This window comes from Amycolatopsis coloradensis (assembly GCF_001953865.1).
Taxonomy (GTDB): domain Bacteria; phylum Actinomycetota; class Actinomycetes; order Mycobacteriales; family Pseudonocardiaceae; genus Amycolatopsis; species Amycolatopsis coloradensis.
In genome coordinates this window covers 1-16,047 of the sequence record NZ_MQUQ01000001.1, presented here as the reverse complement: position 1 = coordinate 16,047, position 16,047 = coordinate 1, and the positions used below count along the sequence as shown (strand labels likewise).

Below are 16,047 nucleotides of genomic sequence, written 5' to 3'. Positions count from 1 at the left end.
CCTCATTGCCCGATGGTGTACTAGAGCGGCACCTGCGACGGTGGGAGGAATACCGGCTGGAGGTGCCATGTCTGGACCAATCGTCGTCGCGTGGACCCTGACCGCGGCGTTCGCCGCGCTGGTCCTGCCCTGCGTGCGGAGACTCGTCCGGTTGGACTACGGGCGGCTGGGCGCGGCGGCCCGCAACGGTGATCTGGCCGAACTGCTGCTCGTCGTCGCCATGGTCGCGATGCTGTCCCCGGTGGGCGGCCCGATCCCCGCGGCGGGCTGGCAGGCGGTGCTGGCGCTGACCGCGGGCTGGTTCGCGGTCTCGTGGTGGAAGGAACGGCGGACCGGGCACGCCGCGTGCGGGCACCACGCCGTCTCCGCCGCGGCGATGCTGTTCATGGTGACGTTCATGCCGCACAGCGACGTCACCCACGGGCCGTGGCTGGTGATGTCCGGCCACGATGCCGCCTCGACGCTGTGGTTGTCGCTGGTTTTCGGTGTGGTGGCGGCGTATTTCGCGGTGGACGCGGTGCGCGCCGGGATACTGGCGGCGCGCGGCACCGGCGATTCCGGTCAGGTGTCGCGGTGGGTGTGCCGGGTGCTCATGGGACTGGGGATGGGCTACATGCTGCTGGGCGCGGCCCTCTGAGAACTCGCGACCGAACGCGGTGCATGGCTCGGAACACTCCTCGGTAGCCCCGCCTGTCCCACCAGCCGCAAGGGAGGGTGTGTGAAGGCCGTTTTCCTTGTGCTAGGCGCAAGGAAGGGGGCCTTCCTGTACTTCAAGCGACCAGGACGCCGATCCCGGGTTACGCGGGCTGGCGACGAGGTGAGTCAGGCCGAGGAGGCGTGTCGCGAAAGCCACTTTCGGGACAGCAGACGTCGCGAAAGTGGCTTTCGCGACACGAGACCCCAGCCGCTCAGGAGAGCTGGGAGACCCGCCGGACCACACCGTCTCCGGCGTCGCCCGCGTCCGGCAGATCCTCGGCGGGGTGGTCCACGGCCCATTTGGCGGCGTTCGCGATGTCCTTGTTCAGCGCGGCGATCAGCGCTTCCGACGACGGGTACGCCTCCTGCTCGCGCAGGTGGTGGCCCAGCCACACGGTCAGCACCTCGCCGTAGAGGTCACCGGCGAAATCGAGCAGATGTGCCTCGACGAGCCGGTAGCCGTCCGCGCCGTAGTACGTCGGCCGCCTGCCGACCGAGACCGCCGCCGCGATCCGCGTGCCGTCGGCGCGTTCGGCCCAGCCCGCCCACACTCCGTCGCCGACCTGGCCGTCTTGGTCGCGCAGCGCGATGTTGGCGGTCGGGAACCCCAGTTCCCGCCCCCGCTGATCGCCCTTCTCCACCTGGCCACGGACCACGAAGAACTCCGCCGTCATGCCGCCCCCGTCCCTGCTGTCACGAAAGCCATGAATACCACGACCCTGGCCCGGGGTCGACCGCCGTCCACGCCGCGAGAGCCGTCCACTGTGTACTGAATCACGTCGTGACGAGCCGGTACCCCAGGTCGAGTTCGGTCCGGCCGAGCAGGCCGACATGACGCCGGTGCCAGTGCCCGTCGGCGAGGTCGGCGCGCAGCCGCCCGACCGCCGCCGCGACGACGTTCTGGTCCAGCAACGCGACACCGGACATCCCCGCGCGCACGCGCTCGGACAGGTAGGCCTCCGGCCTGCGCCAATACGCGCCGAGGAATCCGTCGACGCAGTTCGAGGGCACCGGCAGCGGAGTCACCGACGGTGTCTCGCCTGCCGCGCTGAGCTCCTCGACGACCCGGTCGAGGCAGGCCAGCCTGCTCTCGTGTTCGGCGATCTCCGGCAGGTAGTCCCGCACCAGCCAGAACCGTGCGAACACCTCCTGATCCCAGGTCACGATCACCTGGCGACGGGACACCCGCCGCAATTCGGCCAGCCCGGCGGTCACGTCCGTCCAGTGGTGCACGGTGAGCACCGCCAGGCCGACGTCGAAGGCTCTGTCGGGGAAGGGCAGCCCTTCCGCGCACGCCTGGACGGCGGGGGCGGCGGCGGCCGGGCGCTGCCCGATCATCCGCCGCGAGGGTTCGACCGCGACCACACTGCGATCTTCCGGCTCGTAGGAACCGGCTCCGGCGCCGACGTTGACCACCGAGCGGGCGTCGCCGAGAGCGGCGGTCACGGTGGCCGCGATCCGGGGATCCGGACGTCTCGATCGCGCGTAGTCCCGGCCGAGTTCGGCATACGGGTCGCTGATCAAGGGTCGCACCTCGCCGAGTCTAACCAGAGCACTTACCAGCGGGTATGGGGATTCAGTCTGTCGTGGTCAAGAAAGTGTCGGAAAGCACCGGGGCCTCGGCCCGATCCGGTGCCGTGGTCGTGATCAGCAGCCCGGCGGGCTCGCGCCAGACGCGGGTCCGCAGTGGTTCGCCGGGAAAGACGACGCCGGCGAACTTCGCCGAGAACGACGCGACGCGGGCCGTGTCCCCTTCGAGCAGTTCGTCCGTGACGGCCTTCGCGATGACGCCGTAAGTGCACAGGCCGTGCAGGATCGGCTTGTCGAATCCGGCCGCCGCGGCGAACGCGGGATCGGCGTGCAGGGGGTTGCGGTCGCCGCAGAGCCGGTAGAGCAGGGCCTGTTGCGGCAACGTCGGGGTGTCGATGATCACGTCCGGCTCCCGCGGCGGGAGTTCGACGCGATCGGATGGTCCGCGCTCGCCGCCGAAACCCCCTTCACCACGGGCGAAGATGCTCGACCGCAATGTCCACAAGGGAGTCCCGTCGGAATCGGTGGCGACCGTCTCGTTCACGATCACCGCCGCCTTGCCCTTGTCGAAGACGTCGACGATCCGTGTCCTGGCCACCGCCTTGCCCGACGCCGGGATCGGCCGGTGCGCGATCACCTCCTGCTTGCCGTGCAGCACCTTCCCGAGGTCGACCTCGACGCCGGGGAACGAGACCGCGGGCGGCTCGAACACCCGCAGGTTCGCCGCCACGGTGGCGAACGTCGGCAGCACCTGGAGGCCGTCCTCGTAGGTGTAGCGCAGTTCCCGCGGGCTCGTCGGATCCGCGCCCGCGCCCAGCGCCAGGTGGTAGAGCTGCACGTCCGACGCGGTCCAGGCGAAACTCACCTCGCCGAGGTCGGCGCCGATCGCGACCGAAGGATCGATGGGCACTGGGGCATCTCCTACTCGTAGGTGACGGTGACCTCGTCGGTCAGCGGCAGGGACTGGCATGCCAGCACGATGCCTTCGGCGATGTCGTCGCCGTCGAGGACCTCGTTGTTCAGCATCTTCACCTCACCGGAAATGATCCGGCAAGCGCACGCGCTGCACTGGCCCTCGCGGCAGGAATACGGCGCGTCGAAACCCTCTTCCAGCAACAGGTCCAGCAGTTTCGTCCGGCGCGGCCAGTCGAGCTTCTTCGTCTCTCCGTCGAGGGTGACTTCGACTCCCGCAGGGGTCTCGGCCTCTTCGACGACGACGGGTTCCGCCACCTCGAACGGATTTCCACCGAGGGACAGGAACCGTTCCAGGTGGATCCGCTTGCGGGGCAGGCCGAGATCCTTGAGCACCGTACGCGCCGCGTCCATGAACGGGCCGGGGCCGCAGATGAACGCCTCGTGCGCGGTGTACGGTGCCACCAGGGCACGCAGGTGCGCCTGCGTCGGCCGTCCTTGCAGGATTTCCAGCCAGTGCACGACGACCAGCCGGTCCTGGTATCGGGCGGCGAGGTCCGCCAGCTCCCGCGCGAAGATCACCGATCGCTCGTCACGGTTCGCGTAGAGCAGCACGACCTTGCCGGTGCCGTGTTCCAGCGCGGACTTCAGGATCGACATCACCGGCGTGATCCCGCTGCCGCCCGCGAGCAGCAGGAAGTCCTCGTCGAGCGACGCGGGGCTGAACACCCCGGCGGGCGGCAGGACCTGGACCTCCTGGCCTGCCTGGAGGTTGTCGCAGAGCCAGTTGGACCCGTAGCCGTCCGCGGTGCGTTTGACGGTGACCTGGACCCGGTTCTCGTGCGGCGCGCTGGAGAGCGAGTAGCAGCGGGCCACCGACCCGGTGCGCTCGCTCGGGACCCGCACGGTGAGGAATTGCCCTGGCGTGTAAGCGAAAACGGAGACATGCTCGGCCGGGATCTCGAACACGATCGACGACGCGTCGGCCGTCTCGGTGATCACCTCGGCCACGGTCACGGTGACGGGAGTACTCATTCGGGCACCTCCAGCAGGCCGTCCTTCAGAGCGGCGTCGATGCTGTCGCTGAGATCGCCGCAGGTGTCGAGCAACGCCGTCTGCGCGCCGGACGCCTTCCGCGCCGCGAACACCGGGCAGCTCCGGGACGCGTCGGTCGTCCACTGGATGCTGGTGTGCTGCACGCTGTTCTTCTTGACCAGCACACAGGTCCCGCACGAACGGCAGCTCAGCGGCTGGAGCCCGGCGGTGAGGAATTCGACGGTCTCGGGCTTCACACCCCGGCCTCTTCCGACTGCCGCCGAGCCAGGTTCTCGGCCACCTCCGCCGCCCAGACCTCGTTGGCGCGGCTGGTGTCCACTTCGAACTCGAAGCGCTGCGTCATGTCCTCGGTGACGTCGGCGGCGTCCACATAGAACTGGTCGTACCAGCGGCGCAGCTGGTAGACCGGCCCGTCCTCCTCGCACAGCAACGGGTTGTCGATCCGTGTCTTGTTGCGCCAGATCTCCACGTCTTGCAGGAAGCCGACGCCGATGCCCTTGGCGAACTTGCCGGCGATCTTGTCCGCGTGCTCGTCCGAGACACCCTCGAACTTCTTCACGCTCACGCCCCATTGCAGCACGAACGAGTTCTCGGTGACCGGGTAGTGGCAGTTGATCAGCACGTTCTCGATCTCGAAACCCTGGTACGTGTTGAGCAGCTTGTTGATCATGTAGGACGGCCCGAAGTACGACGCCTCCGACCGCAGCAGGTTCTCTTCGCCGCCGTAGTTCGACGCCATTCCCTTGTCCGGGCGGCCTTTCGTGTTCAGGTACTGGGTGGCGACATGCCCCTCGAACACGTTCTTGAAGTAGGTCGGGAAGGCGTAGTGGATGTAGAAGAAGTGCGCCATGTCGACCATGTTGTCGATGATCTCGCGGCAGTTGGAGCCCTCGATCAGCACCGAGTCCCAGGTCCAGTTGCTCCACTCGCCGTCGAACACGCCCTCGATCCGCGGGATGACGACGTCCCCGGGCGGCGGATTGCCCTCCGGGTCGTGCCAGACGAACAGTTGCTTGTTCTCCTCCAGCACCTGCCACGTCTTCGTCCGCGCCCGTAACGGAACCCTTTTGGCGTAAGGGATCGAGACGCATTTGCCGTTCCCGTTCCAGCGCCAGTCGTGGAACGGGCAGGCGATCTCGTCGCCCTTGACCTCGCCCTGGGTGAGGTCGCCGCCCATGTGGCGGCAGTACCCGTCGAGCACGTTCAGCTTGCCGGACGAATCGGCGAAGACCACCAGTTTCGTCCCGAACGCCGTGATGGCGTGCGGCTTCCCGTCCCGGAACGGCTCGGCCAGGCCGAGACAGTGCCAGCCGCGTGCGAACCGCGAAGGGGGCGCGCCCGCGTCGATCTGCCGTACGGATTCCGTCGTCATCGGCTGCCTCCCGCTTTGCTGTGATCTTGCTGCGCGAGGTGCTCGGCCGCAAGATAGCCGAACACCATCGCCGGGCCGATCGTCGCGCCGGGGCCGGCGTAGGTGCGGCCCATCACCGCCGCGCTCGTGTTGCCCGCCGCGTAAAGCCCGTCGATCACCGATCCGTCCTCGCGCAGGACGCGCGCGTGCGTGTCGATCCTCAAACCACCCTTGGTGCCCAGGTCGCCGGGCACGATCTTCACCGCGTAGTACGGTGCGACGTCCAGTGGGCCCAGGCTCGGATTGGGTTTGTTCCGCGGGTCGCCGTAGTAGTGGTCGTACGCGCTGCGCCCGCGGTGGAAGTCCTCGTCCACGCCGCTTTTGGCGAACCCGTTGAACCGCCGGACAGTGGCCTCCAGCGCGTCGGCCGGGACCTCGATCCGCTCGGCGAGTTTCGCGATCGTGCTCGCTTTGACCGCGATGCCCGCTTTGAACCAGCGGCCGGGCAGCGGCTGGCGCGGGCCGAGGCCGGTGAACATGTACCGGTCGCGGTTGCGCTGGTCGAACACCAGCCAGGTCGGGATGTTCTCGCCAGGTCCGTCGCCTTCGCCGTACATCGCGTGCGCGGCCTCGACGTAGGGCGCCGATTCGTTGACGAAGCGTTCACCCCGCGCGTTCACCATCACGCAGCCCGGCCGCGACCGTTCGGCGAGTGCGAACCACGGGCCGCCGGTCAGCGGGATGGACGGGCCCCACCAGGCGTCGTCCATCAGGTCGGTGGCCGCGCCGAGTTTGAGCCCGGCGTCGATCGCGTCGCCGGTGTTGGCTTCGGCGCCGACGGTCCAGCCGGTGCCGATGGGCGCCCGCTGGTACTTGATCCGCATCTCCTCGTTGCGTTCGAACCCGCCCGCGCCGAGGACGACGCCGAGCCGCGCGCGGATCAGCTTCTCCTCACCCTCATGACGGACGACGACGCCGGTCACGCGACCGCCTTCGACCTGGAGATCCATGAGCGGCGTGTTCAGCCAGACGGGGACATTCGCCCTTCGCAGGCCCTCACGCAGACCGGCCGCAAGCGCTTGCCCCATGGAAAGAAGCCGCTGACGGCGGACCCTCCCGATCAGCCAGCGGCCGCCGAGACCGAGGACGCGGAGGATCCCGCGGGGATGCCGGGCGAGCAGGCTCAGCCACCGGTAGTCCGCCTGGGTGATCGGGACGCCCAGCGGGGGAGCGCTGTAGGGCGGCTCCAGATTCGCCAGCTCCGGTCCGAGGAGGTTGCCGTCGAGGGCGGCCGGTTCGACCGACCGTCCGCCGGGGCGCCCGCCGGGGGCCTCCGGGTGGTAGTCCGAGTAGCCCCGGACCCAGCGGAAGCGCAGCGGTGTCTTGTCGCAGACGAACGAGAGGACTTCCGGGCCGCGGTCGAGGAAGGCCGACCGGAGTTCGGCCGGGACGACGTCCCCGACGATCGACTCTAGGTACTCGTGCGCCCGCTCCGGGGGTTCTTCGATCCCGGCCGCGCGCAGGGCGTGATTGCCGGGGATCCAGACACCGCCGCCGGAGCGCGCGGTGGAGCCGCCGAAGTGGGCGGCCTTCTCCACGACCAGGACCTCGAGTCCCCGGTGGGCTGCGGACAGTGCGGCGGTCATCCCGGCGGCCCCGCTGCCCGCCACGATCACGTCGTACTCCATACGCCCCTCACCTGAAACACGTTGTAGGAAGCATGTAGCAGCATCCGCGCTGCTTCAGTCACCATAGACGAGAACGTGTTCTAGTTCTAGGGTGGGTGTCATGGACTCCCTCATCGCGGATGTGGTGATCGTGGGCTTCGGGGCGGCGGGCGCCTGTGCGGCGATCGAAGCCGCCGACGCGGGCGCTCGCGTGCTGATCCTGGACCGGTTTTCCGGCGGTGGCGCGAGCGCTGTCAGCGGTGGTGTCGTCTACGCCGGTGGCGGGACGGCTCAGCAGCGGGACGCGGGTGTCGACGACAGCGTCGACGCGATGTACGACTACCTGCGGCTGGAGGTCGGTGACGTCGTCTCCGAGGAGACCCTGCGGCGGTTCTGCGCGGGCAGTACGGAAATGGTGACCTGGCTGGAGGGCAACGGAGTCCCGTTCGAGGGGAGCCTGTGCCCGTACAAGACGTCCTATCCGAGCGACAAGCACTATCTGTACTACTCGGGCAGCGAGGCGGCGGGCGGCTTTCGCGACGCGGCCAAGCCGGCGCCGCGCGGTCACCGGGTCAAAGGCCCGGGGACCTCGGGGAAACTGCTGATGAAACGCCTGGCCGAGGCCGTCCGGAGCCGCGGTGTCCAGATACTGCCGCAAACCGCCGCCCGGACTCTGATCGTGGACGCCGACGGGACCGTGACCGGCGTCGTCGTGTCCACCCTGCGGGACGCTCCCGCCCGGGTGCGGGCCACGCACCGAAAGCTGGCCGCGTACGCCGCCAAGCCGGGGATCTACGTGCCTTCGCTGCGGAAGTCGCTGCATCGGCGGGTGGAGCGGATCGAACGCCGATACGGGCGTGAGCTGAAAGTTTCAGCCACGCGCGGCGTCGTCCTCGCCGCGGGCGGGTTCATCGCGAACCGTGCGATGGTGCGCGAACACGCGCCCGCGTATCGCGGCGGCCTGGCGCTCGGGACCTCGGCCGACGACGGGTCCGGGATCCGGATGGGGGTCGAGGCGGGCGGGGCCACCGCGGAACTGGGGCGGATCTCCGCCTGGCGTTTCATCACCCCGCCGCCGGCGTTTCTGGGCGGGCTGCTCGTCGGCAAGGCGGGTGGGCGGATCATCGATGAGTCCCGGTACGGCGCGGCCGTCGGCGAACGCATGATCACCGAGCAGGAAGGGCGTGGCTGGCTGCTGGTCGACGACGCCATCGTGCGGGACGTGCGGCGTGACGCTCGGAAGCAAAGCCAATGGTTCCAAGCGCTTCAAGTGCGGTACCTGCTGCGGCAACGGGTCGTCGCCGGGTCGCTCGAAGACGTCGCGCGCAAGGCCGGGGTGGACCCCGCCGGGCTCGTCGCCAGTGTCGAGGCTTCGCGCTCGGGTACCGATCCGACGGGTAAACCCGCGGAGTTCGCGCGTCCGCTGGATCAGGCGCCGTATTCGCTGATCGACGTCTCGATCCGGCCCAACCTCGGCTATCCGTGCCCGATGCTGACGCTGGGTGGCCTGGTCGTGGACGAAGAGAGCGGGGCGGTTCGGTCCGCCGCCGGTGTTCCGATTCGCGGGCTGTACGCGGCCGGGCGGACCGCGGTGGGAATCTGTTCTAGGTCCTATGTGAGTGGCCTGTCGCTGGCCGACTGCGTGTTTTCCGGGCGGCGTGCCGGACTGCACAGTGCGCTCGACCGGGGATCGGTCGACAAAAACGAGAACGTGTTCTAGTCTTGGATCCGGTTCACGGAGTACGGCGAGAGAGGGAACGCATATGAGCGAGCACGCCGCGCAGGACGTGATCGCGGGGGTCCGGGAGCTGCTGCCGGTCCTGCGGGAACGGGCGCAGGAGGCGGAGGACGCCCGGCGCGTTCCCGAGGGGTCCGTCAAGTCCTTGCAGGAGACCGGGTTCTTCAAGCTGTTGCAGCCGAAGACGTTCGGTGGCCTCGAAGCCGACCCGGTGAGCTTCTACACCGCGGTCAAACTCGTCGCGAGCGCGTGCGGGTCCACGGGCTGGGTCGCCTCCATCCTCGGCGTCCACCCGTGGCACCTCGGCCTGTTCGAGGCGCAGGCGCAGCAGGACGTCTGGGGTGACGACGCCGACGTCCGGATCTCCTCGTCATACGCGCCGATGGGCAAGGCGGACGTCGTCGACGGCGGATACCGGCTCAGCGGGCGCTGGAGTTTCTCCTCCGGCTGCGACCACGCGACCTGGGTGCTGCTGGGCGGTCCGGTGTTCTCCGGCGGCAAACCCGTCGACTTCTGTACCTATCTGGTGCCGATCGCCGACTACACGATCGAAGACGTCTGGGACACCGTGGGCCTGCGTGGCACCGGCTCCAACGACATCATCGTGGACGACGTCTTCGTGCCGAAGCACCGCGCGCTCAGCTTCATCGCGACGTCGAAGTGCAAGACGCCGGGACAGGAGATCAACCCTGGCCCGCTGTACAAACTCCCGTACGGTTCGGTGCATCCGAGCACGATCACCGCGCCGATCATCGGGATGGCGCAAGGTGCCTACGACGCACACGTCGAGTACCAGGGCAAGCGGGTCCGCGCGGCGTACGCGGGCGAGCAGTCCAAAGAGGACCCGTTCGCCAAGGTGCGCATCGCCGAGGCGGCCAGCGAGATCGACGCGGCGTGGTTGCAGCTGACGCACAACATCGACGAGCTGTACCAGTTGGCTTGCAAGGGGGAGAAGCTCCCGTTCCCCACTCGGCTGCGGGTCCGGCGTGACCAGGTCCGTGGCACGGAACGCGCGATCTTCGCGATCGACCGGCTTTTCGAGAACTCCGGCGGCCGCGCCTTGAAAACCGGCACCCCCATTCAACGGTTCTGGCGCGACGCCCACGCGGGCCGCGTGCACGCGGCGAACGACGCCGAGCGCGCCTACGTCATGTTCGGAACCGGCGCCTTCGGGTTGCCCGTCGAGAATGCGATGGTCTGATGGCCGAAGGCAAATACGTCACCGTCCAAGGTGGACTCAAGCTGCACTGTCACGAGGCGGGCGGCGAACATCCGGAGACGGTCATCCTGCTGCACGGCGGTGGCCCCGGCGCGTCGGCGTGGAGCAACTTCGGCCGCAATCTGCCGGTGTTCGGCAAGAACTACCGCACGCTGGCGATCGACCAGCCGGGGTTCGGCCGGTCGGGCAAACCGACCGAGCATCCGCAGTACTTCCGCCACAGCGCGGACGCCGTCATCGGGCTGATGGACGAACTCGGCATCGAACGTGCCCACTTCGTCGGGAACTCCCTCGGTGGCGGGACGTCCGTGCGGCTCGCGTTGAACCACCCGAAACGCGCGGGCCGTCTCGTCCTGATGGGACCGGGCGGGCTGAGCGTGAACCTGTTCGCGCCCGATCCCACCGAAGGCATCAAGAACCTGGGCCGGTTCAGTGCCCCGCCGGGGCCGAGCCGGGAAAAGCTCGAAGCCTTCCTGCGGATCATGGTGCACGACCAGTCCCTGATCACCGACGAACTGATCGATGAGCGGTTCGCCGCCGCGAGCGCGCCGGAGTCCCTCGCCGCGATGAAGGCGATGGGCAAGTCGTTCGCCCAGCCCGACTCCTATGAAGAGGGCATGCTCTGGCGCGAGGCGCATCGCTTGCGTCAGCGGGTGCTGCTCATTTGGGGCAGGGAAGACCGGGTCAACCCGCTCGACGGCGCCCTGCTCGCGCTCAAACTGATCCCGCGTGCCCAGCTGCACGTGTTCGGCGGTTGCGGACACTGGGCGCAACTGGAGAAGTTCGACGAATTCAACCGGCTGGCACTCGACTTCCTGGGAGCCTCCTGATGGGTATCCGCTCGCTCGCCTACCTCCGCATCGAAGCGACCGACATGGCCGCGTGGCGCGAATACGGGCTGAAGGTTCTCGGCATGGTGGAGGGCTCCGGCACCCATCCGGAGGCGCTCTACCTGCGGATGGACGACTTCCCGGCGCGGCTGGTGGTCTTCCCCGGGGAGCACGACAGGCTCGCGGTGGCGGGCTGGGAAGTCGCCAACGCCGGCGAACTCGACGAGATCCGGGCGTCGCTCGACGCGCATTCCGTGCCGTACAAGGAAGGAACGCCCGACCAGCTGGCCGATCGCCGGGTCGACGGCCTGGTGTCCTTTGCGGACCCTTCGGGCAACACGCTCGAAGTCTTCCACGGTGTCGCGTTGCAACACCGGCGCGTGGTGAGCCCGTACGGCCACAAGTTCGTGACCGGGGAGCAGGGGCTCGGGCACGTCGTCCTGTCCACTCACGACGATGAAGCCTCCTTGCGGTTCTATCGCGACGTCCTCGGCTTCCGGTTGCGGGACTCGATGAAACTGCCGCCGCAGATGGTCGGCAGGCCCGCTGACGGCGCTCCGGCGTGGCTGCGGTTCTTCGGCTGCAACCCGCGTCACCACAGTCTCGCGTTCCTCCCGATGCCGACCCCGAGTGGCATCGTGCACCTCATGGTCGAAGTGGAGAACACCGACGACGTCGGCCTCTGCCTCGATCGTGCCATCCGCCGGAAGGTGCCGATGTCGGCGACCCTCGGGCGGCACGTCAACGATCTGATGCTCTCGTTCTACATGAAGACCCCGGGCGGATTCGACGTCGAATACGGCTGCGAGGGAAGGCAAGTGGACGACGAGAGCTGGATCGCCCGAGAGAGTACGGCGGTTTCCTTGTGGGGACACGACTTTTCAGTCGGCGCCCGCCCGCCGGGTCAGTCGTGACCCGGGTGACGGAGATCGGGGCGGACATCGATCCGGCACGCTTCCGTACGGTGCTCGGGCACTTCTGCACCGGCGTCGCGGTGGTGACCGGTCACGACGGCCGGGCGCCGGTGGGGTTCGCGTGCCAGTCGTTCGCGGCGCTTTCCCTCGACCCGCCGCTGGTCTTGTTCTGTCCTGCCAAGACTTCCCGGACGTGGGCGGTGCTCGCCGAATCCGGTCGGTTCGCCGTCAACGTGCTCGCCGAAGACCAGCAGGAAGTCAGCGCGGTGTTCGGCGCGCGCGGCGCGGACAAGTTCGCTTCGCTCGACTGGACCCCCGCCCCGTCCGGATCCCCTTTGCTGGCAAGGGCTTTGACGTGGATCGACTGCGCGTTGGAAACCGTGCACGAGGCGGGCGACCACTACGTCGTCATCGGCAGGGTCACCGCGCTCGGGGAGCCGTCCGACGGCCGGCCCCTGCTGTTCCACCGCGGGCGGTACACGGTGACCGAACCGGTGACGGACGAACTCGCGGCGCTCATGCCGTGGCCGCGTCCGGACGATTGGCTTTGACCGGAGCCGTGAAATGAAAAACTGAAAAAATGTAAACCTGTTCTTTACCGGTGCTTCCGCTTAGCGTTTTCACCGGAAGCTCACCAAGGAATGGGGACAGCAACGTGAACGTGAATTCGCGCAGACTGGCCGGAATCGGGTTGGCCGCCGCCGTCGTCACGGTTCTGGCCGGGGTGACGCCGGCACAGGCCGCCGAGGGCTCGATCGTCGGCGCCGGTGCCGAAGGCGCCATCTCCGACAGCTACATCGTCGTGCTCAAGGACGGCTCCGCCGCCGACAAGCCTTCGCTGGCAGGCAAGTTCGGCGGGACCATCGGACGGCAGTACACGCAGGGCATCAGCGGTTTCTCGGTGGCCCTGGGCGAGCGGCAGGCCAAGCGCCTCGCGGCCGACCCGGCCGTCGCCTTCGTGGAGCAGGACAAGGTGCTGCGCGCCCAGGCGACGCAGACGAATCCGCCGTCGTGGGGGCTCGACCGCATCGACCAGCGCAATCTCCCGCTGAACAACGCCTACACTTACGCGACCACCGCGTCGAATGTGAACGTGTACGTTCTCGACACCGGAATCCGCGCCACGCACACCGATTTCGGCGGGCGGGTGAAACAGGGATACGATTTCATCGACAACGACACGAACGCGGACGACGGTTACGGTCACGGCACGCATGTCGCGGCCACGATCGCCGGCACGAAGTACGGGGTCGCCAAGGGTGCTTCGCTGTACCCGGTGCGAGTCCTCGGTTCCGACGGCAGCGGCACGACCGCCGGGGTGATCTCGGGCGTCAACTGGATCACCCAGAACGCCAAGAAGCCGGCCGTGGCCAACGCCAGCCTCGGTGGTGGCGCGTCGACCGCACTGGACACCGCGGTGCGGAACTCCATCAAGGCGGGCATCACCTGGACGGTCGCGGCGGGTAATTCGAACGTCAACGCCTCGAACTCCTCGCCCGCCCGGGTCACCGAGGCACTCACGGTCGCCGCGGCGGACCGCACCGACCGCCGGGCTTCCTTCTCCAACTACGGTTCCGTGATCGACCTGTTCGCGCCGGGCGTCTCGATCACCTCGGCCTGGAAGGACGACGACACCGCGACCTACACCGGCAACGGCACCTCGTTCGCCGCTCCGCACGTGGCCGGTGCCGCGGCGCTGTACCTGTCGTCGCACACGGGGGCCACCGCGGCTCAGGTGGCGCAGGCACTGATCAGCGCTTCGACACCGGGGCTGGTGACCAACCCCGGCAGCGGCAGCCCGAACCGCACGCTCTACGTCGGGTAGTTCTCCTCGGGGATGGCTCGGTCCCGGCGTTGTGCCGGGACCGAGCTTTTCCTCCCGCGTGGCCGAGGTGGGCCGAGCAGGGAACGCAAGGCCAACGGCGGCAACGACAACAGTTGTTCGAGTTCGGCGAGCGCCCGGAGGGATTCCGGGCGTTCCGGTCTGCGTCTGCCGGATTGCCAATGGCTCAGCGTCGGGACACTGATCGAGATCCCCCGGAGTTCGAGGCGGTGGCGGATCCGGTCCAGCGGGAGCCCGCTGGCCGTGATCGCCGCGCGCAGGGCTCGCGGGAACGGTTCCGGACGCAGGGTGGCGCCGGGGAAGATCTTCGGGGGCGACATACACCGAAAGTAAGAAGCCGTATCTGGAGTGTCAACGGCGTGCCGCGGGCGTCCCAGCCGGTGAACCCTCCGAAAGTCGGATCGGTTCACCGGCTTCGTGCAGACTGCGCAACGCGAGCGCGTACGACTCCATGAGCCCCGTCTCGTGGTACGGGACGCCGATTTCCGCGCAGTATCCTTGGACGATGGGCCGGGCGCGGCGAAGATGCGGCGACGGCATACTCGGGAACAGATGGTGCTCGATCTGGTAGTTGAGCCCGCCGAGCGCGACGTCGACGACCCTGTCGCCGCGGACGTTCCGTGACGTGAGCACCTGCTTGCGGAGGAAGTCGAGTTCGGTGTCCCCGGACAGGATCGGCATCCCCTTGTGGTTGGGCGCGAAGATCGATCCCATGTAGACACCCCACAGTGCTTTGTGGACGATGAAGAAGACGAGCGCCTTGCCGGGGGAGAGGACGACGAGCAACGCGCTGAAGTAGAGTGCGAAATGCGTCAGCAGCAAGGCCGCCTCGAGCCCGCGTCGCCGGATGCCCGGCTTCGAAACCGCGCGGATGCCGGAGAAGTGCAGGTTCAGGCCTTCGAGGGTGAGCAGCGGAAAGAACAGGAACGCCTGGTAGCGGCCGATGAACCGCGGAAGCCCCTTGCTGGCCCGCGCCTGGTCCTTCGACCACACCAGGATGTCCGGGTCGACGTCGGGATCGAGGTCCTCGTGATTCGGGTTCGCGTGGTGGCGGGTGTGCTTGTCCATCCACCAGCCGTAACTCATGCCGACGCCGAGATTCCCCGCGATCCGGCCGGCGATCTCGCTCGGACGGCGGGTCCGGAACACCTGGCGGTGCGCGAGATCGTGCGACAGCAAGGCGATCTGGCCGAACATCACCGCCTGGAAGACGGCTGTCCCCAGCTGCCACCAGGAATCCCCGATCGCGAAGAAGGCGATCCAGCCGGAGACGAAGAGCGTGGCGACCAGGCCGATGCGGAAAACGTAGTAGCCGGGACGGCGGTCGAGGAGGCCCGCTTCGCTGACGCGGCGGGACAGGCGGGCGAAATCGCTGCCTGTGCGGAGGTTTGCGGTCACCGTGGTGAGTCTGGTTCGCGGGCGCCGTGGGGTGAATGCGGTGGGCCGGTGGGTTGGTGCGGGGGCTGGCCCTACCCTCGGGGCAGAGGTCCGGTCATGGCGGGAGAGATGCGCGATGTGGTATCCGCGGGTCGCGTGGTCGCACGAGTTCGCCGAGGAACCCGTGGAGATTATCAGCGAGGTCGGCGCCGCTGGCCACGAGCGCCGGAAAGTGGAGCGCTTCCGGGACGGCCGCCTCGGATGGGCCGACGAGACGCGTGAGGTGGTCGGCACGGGCTGGGGCGAGGTTCCCGTCCCCTCCCTTGGCGAAATCAACGCACAGCACGAGTTCTCGGCCACATGGTCTGATCAGCGAACGGCCGGCCGAGGCTGAGGACCGCGCCGTACCGGGTTTCTGGGAAGGTGATCTGATCGTGGGCGCGAGCAATCAGTCACAGGTCGCGACCTTGGTCGAGCGGCGCACGCGATTTGTCATGCTGGCGCGTATTCCTCACGATCGCACGGCGGAGAACGTGGCCCCGCGACTGGCCGCCAAGATAACCACCTTGCCTGACGTTTTCGACAACAGTGTCACCTGGGACCAGGGTGGCGAGATGAGCCGCCACAAGCAGTTCGCCATGGCGACGGGCATGCCAGTGTATTTTTGCGATCCACACTCATTCTGAGAACACGAGTGGGTTGCCGCGCCGATACTTGCCAAGGGAACGACCTGTCCGGATATGCGCAGGACGAACTCGACGACAGGCCGCGGCAGACGCTGGGATGGCTTAAGCCGATCGAAGCGTTCAGCAAAGTGTTGCCAGGCTAGCGGTGGTGCACTCACCACTTGAAACCGCCCGACACAACCGTTTGCTGTCGAACGCGTGTTCGAGTATGATCATGGGCATGACCAC

The 16,047-nt window shown here is 68.0% G+C and carries 18 protein-coding genes; 9 read left to right on the top strand and 9 right to left on the bottom strand.

What is annotated here, in order from left to right:
• Window positions 1-67: 67 nt before the first annotated feature.
• On the top strand, window positions 68-637 hold the full coding sequence (locus BS329_RS00090; protein WP_076154560.1) for a DUF5134 domain-containing protein: 570 nt from the start codon (window positions 68-70) through the stop codon (window positions 635-637).
• Between the two features lie 271 nt (window positions 638-908).
• Here the strand turns inward: BS329_RS00090 and BS329_RS00085 are convergent, their stop codons facing one another.
• The 7 genes from BS329_RS00085 to kstD form a co-directional block, all read right to left on the bottom strand.
• On the bottom strand, window positions 909-1,370 hold the full coding sequence (locus BS329_RS00085) for a riboflavin kinase (protein ID WP_076154558.1): 462 nt from the start codon (window positions 1,368-1,370) through the stop codon (window positions 909-911).
• Between the two features lie 100 nt (window positions 1,371-1,470).
• Window positions 1,471-2,220 carry a class I SAM-dependent methyltransferase gene (locus tag BS329_RS00080; RefSeq protein WP_076154556.1) on the bottom strand — a complete coding sequence of 250 codons (750 nt, stop codon included), beginning with the start codon at window positions 2,218-2,220 and terminating at the stop codon, window positions 1,471-1,473.
• Window positions 2,221-2,272: 52 nt separating this feature from the next.
• A complete protein-coding gene (locus BS329_RS00075) occupies window positions 2,273-3,136 on the bottom strand; it encodes a MaoC/PaaZ C-terminal domain-containing protein (protein WP_076154554.1) in 864 nt (287 codons plus the stop codon).
• Window positions 3,137-3,147: 11 nt separating this feature from the next.
• Window positions 3,148-4,173, bottom strand: coding sequence for a ferredoxin--NADP reductase (locus BS329_RS00070; protein ID WP_076154552.1), 1,026 nt, complete (start codon window positions 4,171-4,173; stop codon window positions 3,148-3,150).
• Complete coding sequence (locus BS329_RS00065; RefSeq protein ID WP_076154550.1) at window positions 4,170-4,430, bottom strand: hypothetical protein; 261 nt, start codon at window positions 4,428-4,430, stop codon at window positions 4,170-4,172. Before BS329_RS00065 ends, BS329_RS00070 begins: the two co-directional genes overlap by 4 nt.
• A complete protein-coding gene (locus BS329_RS00060; protein ID WP_076154548.1) occupies window positions 4,427-5,566 on the bottom strand; it encodes a 3-ketosteroid-9-alpha-monooxygenase, oxygenase component in 1,140 nt (379 codons plus the stop codon). The genes BS329_RS00065 and BS329_RS00060 overlap by 4 nt, the downstream gene beginning before the upstream one ends.
• A complete protein-coding gene (kstD, locus tag BS329_RS00055; RefSeq protein ID WP_076154546.1) occupies window positions 5,563-7,233 on the bottom strand; it encodes a 3-oxosteroid 1-dehydrogenase in 1,671 nt (556 codons plus the stop codon). The genes BS329_RS00060 and kstD overlap by 4 nt, the downstream gene beginning before the upstream one ends.
• A gap of 100 nt (window positions 7,234-7,333) precedes the next feature.
• On the opposite strand from kstD, the gene BS329_RS00050 reads away from it, so the two are divergent.
• From BS329_RS00050 to BS329_RS00025, 6 genes are all read left to right on the top strand, one after another.
• A complete protein-coding gene (locus BS329_RS00050; protein ID WP_076154544.1) occupies window positions 7,334-8,932 on the top strand; it encodes an FAD-binding protein in 1,599 nt (532 codons plus the stop codon).
• A 43-nt stretch (window positions 8,933-8,975) separates the two neighbouring features.
• The gene (gene hsaA, locus BS329_RS00045) at window positions 8,976-10,151 is read left to right on the top strand and encodes a 3-hydroxy-9,10-secoandrosta-1,3,5(10)-triene-9,17-dione monooxygenase oxygenase subunit (RefSeq protein ID WP_076154542.1); all 1,176 of its coding nucleotides are present in this window, start codon (window positions 8,976-8,978) and stop codon (window positions 10,149-10,151) included.
• Window positions 10,151-10,999, top strand: coding sequence for a 4,5:9,10-diseco-3-hydroxy-5,9,17-trioxoandrosta-1(10),2-diene-4-oate hydrolase (gene hsaD, locus BS329_RS00040; protein ID WP_076154540.1), 849 nt, complete (start codon window positions 10,151-10,153; stop codon window positions 10,997-10,999). Before hsaA ends, hsaD begins: the two co-directional genes overlap by 1 nt.
• Window positions 10,999-11,913 carry an iron-dependent extradiol dioxygenase HsaC gene (gene hsaC, locus BS329_RS00035; RefSeq protein ID WP_076154538.1) on the top strand — a complete coding sequence of 305 codons (915 nt, stop codon included), beginning with the start codon at window positions 10,999-11,001 and terminating at the stop codon, window positions 11,911-11,913. Before hsaD ends, hsaC begins: the two co-directional genes overlap by 1 nt.
• Window positions 11,910-12,464 carry a 3-hydroxy-9,10-secoandrosta-1,3,5(10)-triene-9,17-dione monooxygenase reductase subunit gene (gene hsaB, locus BS329_RS00030; RefSeq protein WP_076154536.1) on the top strand — a complete coding sequence of 185 codons (555 nt, stop codon included), beginning with the start codon at window positions 11,910-11,912 and terminating at the stop codon, window positions 12,462-12,464. Before hsaC ends, hsaB begins: the two co-directional genes overlap by 4 nt.
• 140 nt (window positions 12,465-12,604) lie before the next feature.
• Window positions 12,605-13,738 (top strand): S8 family peptidase, encoded by a 1,134-nt coding sequence (locus BS329_RS00025; protein WP_076155069.1) that lies wholly within the window; start codon window positions 12,605-12,607, stop codon window positions 13,736-13,738.
• On the opposite strand, the gene BS329_RS00020 is transcribed toward BS329_RS00025, so the two are convergent.
• Window positions 13,726-14,076, bottom strand: coding sequence for a transcriptional regulator (locus BS329_RS00020; RefSeq protein WP_076154534.1), 351 nt, complete (start codon window positions 14,074-14,076; stop codon window positions 13,726-13,728). The two genes, BS329_RS00025 and BS329_RS00020, sit on opposite strands and share 13 nt — an antisense overlap.
• Before the next feature lie 31 nt (window positions 14,077-14,107).
• Window positions 14,108-15,154 (bottom strand): fatty acid desaturase family protein, encoded by a 1,047-nt coding sequence (locus tag BS329_RS00015; protein ID WP_076154532.1) that lies wholly within the window; start codon window positions 15,152-15,154, stop codon window positions 14,108-14,110.
• Between the two features lie 115 nt (window positions 15,155-15,269).
• Between BS329_RS00015 and BS329_RS00010 the strand changes: the two genes are divergently transcribed.
• Both BS329_RS00010 and BS329_RS41700 read left to right on the top strand, forming a co-directional pair.
• The gene (locus BS329_RS00010; protein WP_076154530.1) at window positions 15,270-15,527 is read left to right on the top strand and encodes a DUF6881 domain-containing protein; all 258 of its coding nucleotides are present in this window, start codon (window positions 15,270-15,272) and stop codon (window positions 15,525-15,527) included.
• Window positions 15,412-15,819 carry an IS30 family transposase gene (locus BS329_RS41700; protein ID WP_244196985.1) on the top strand — a complete coding sequence of 136 codons (408 nt, stop codon included), beginning with the start codon at window positions 15,412-15,414 and terminating at the stop codon, window positions 15,817-15,819. Before BS329_RS00010 ends, BS329_RS41700 begins: the two co-directional genes overlap by 116 nt.
• The last annotated feature ends 228 nt before the right edge of the window (window positions 15,820-16,047 follow it).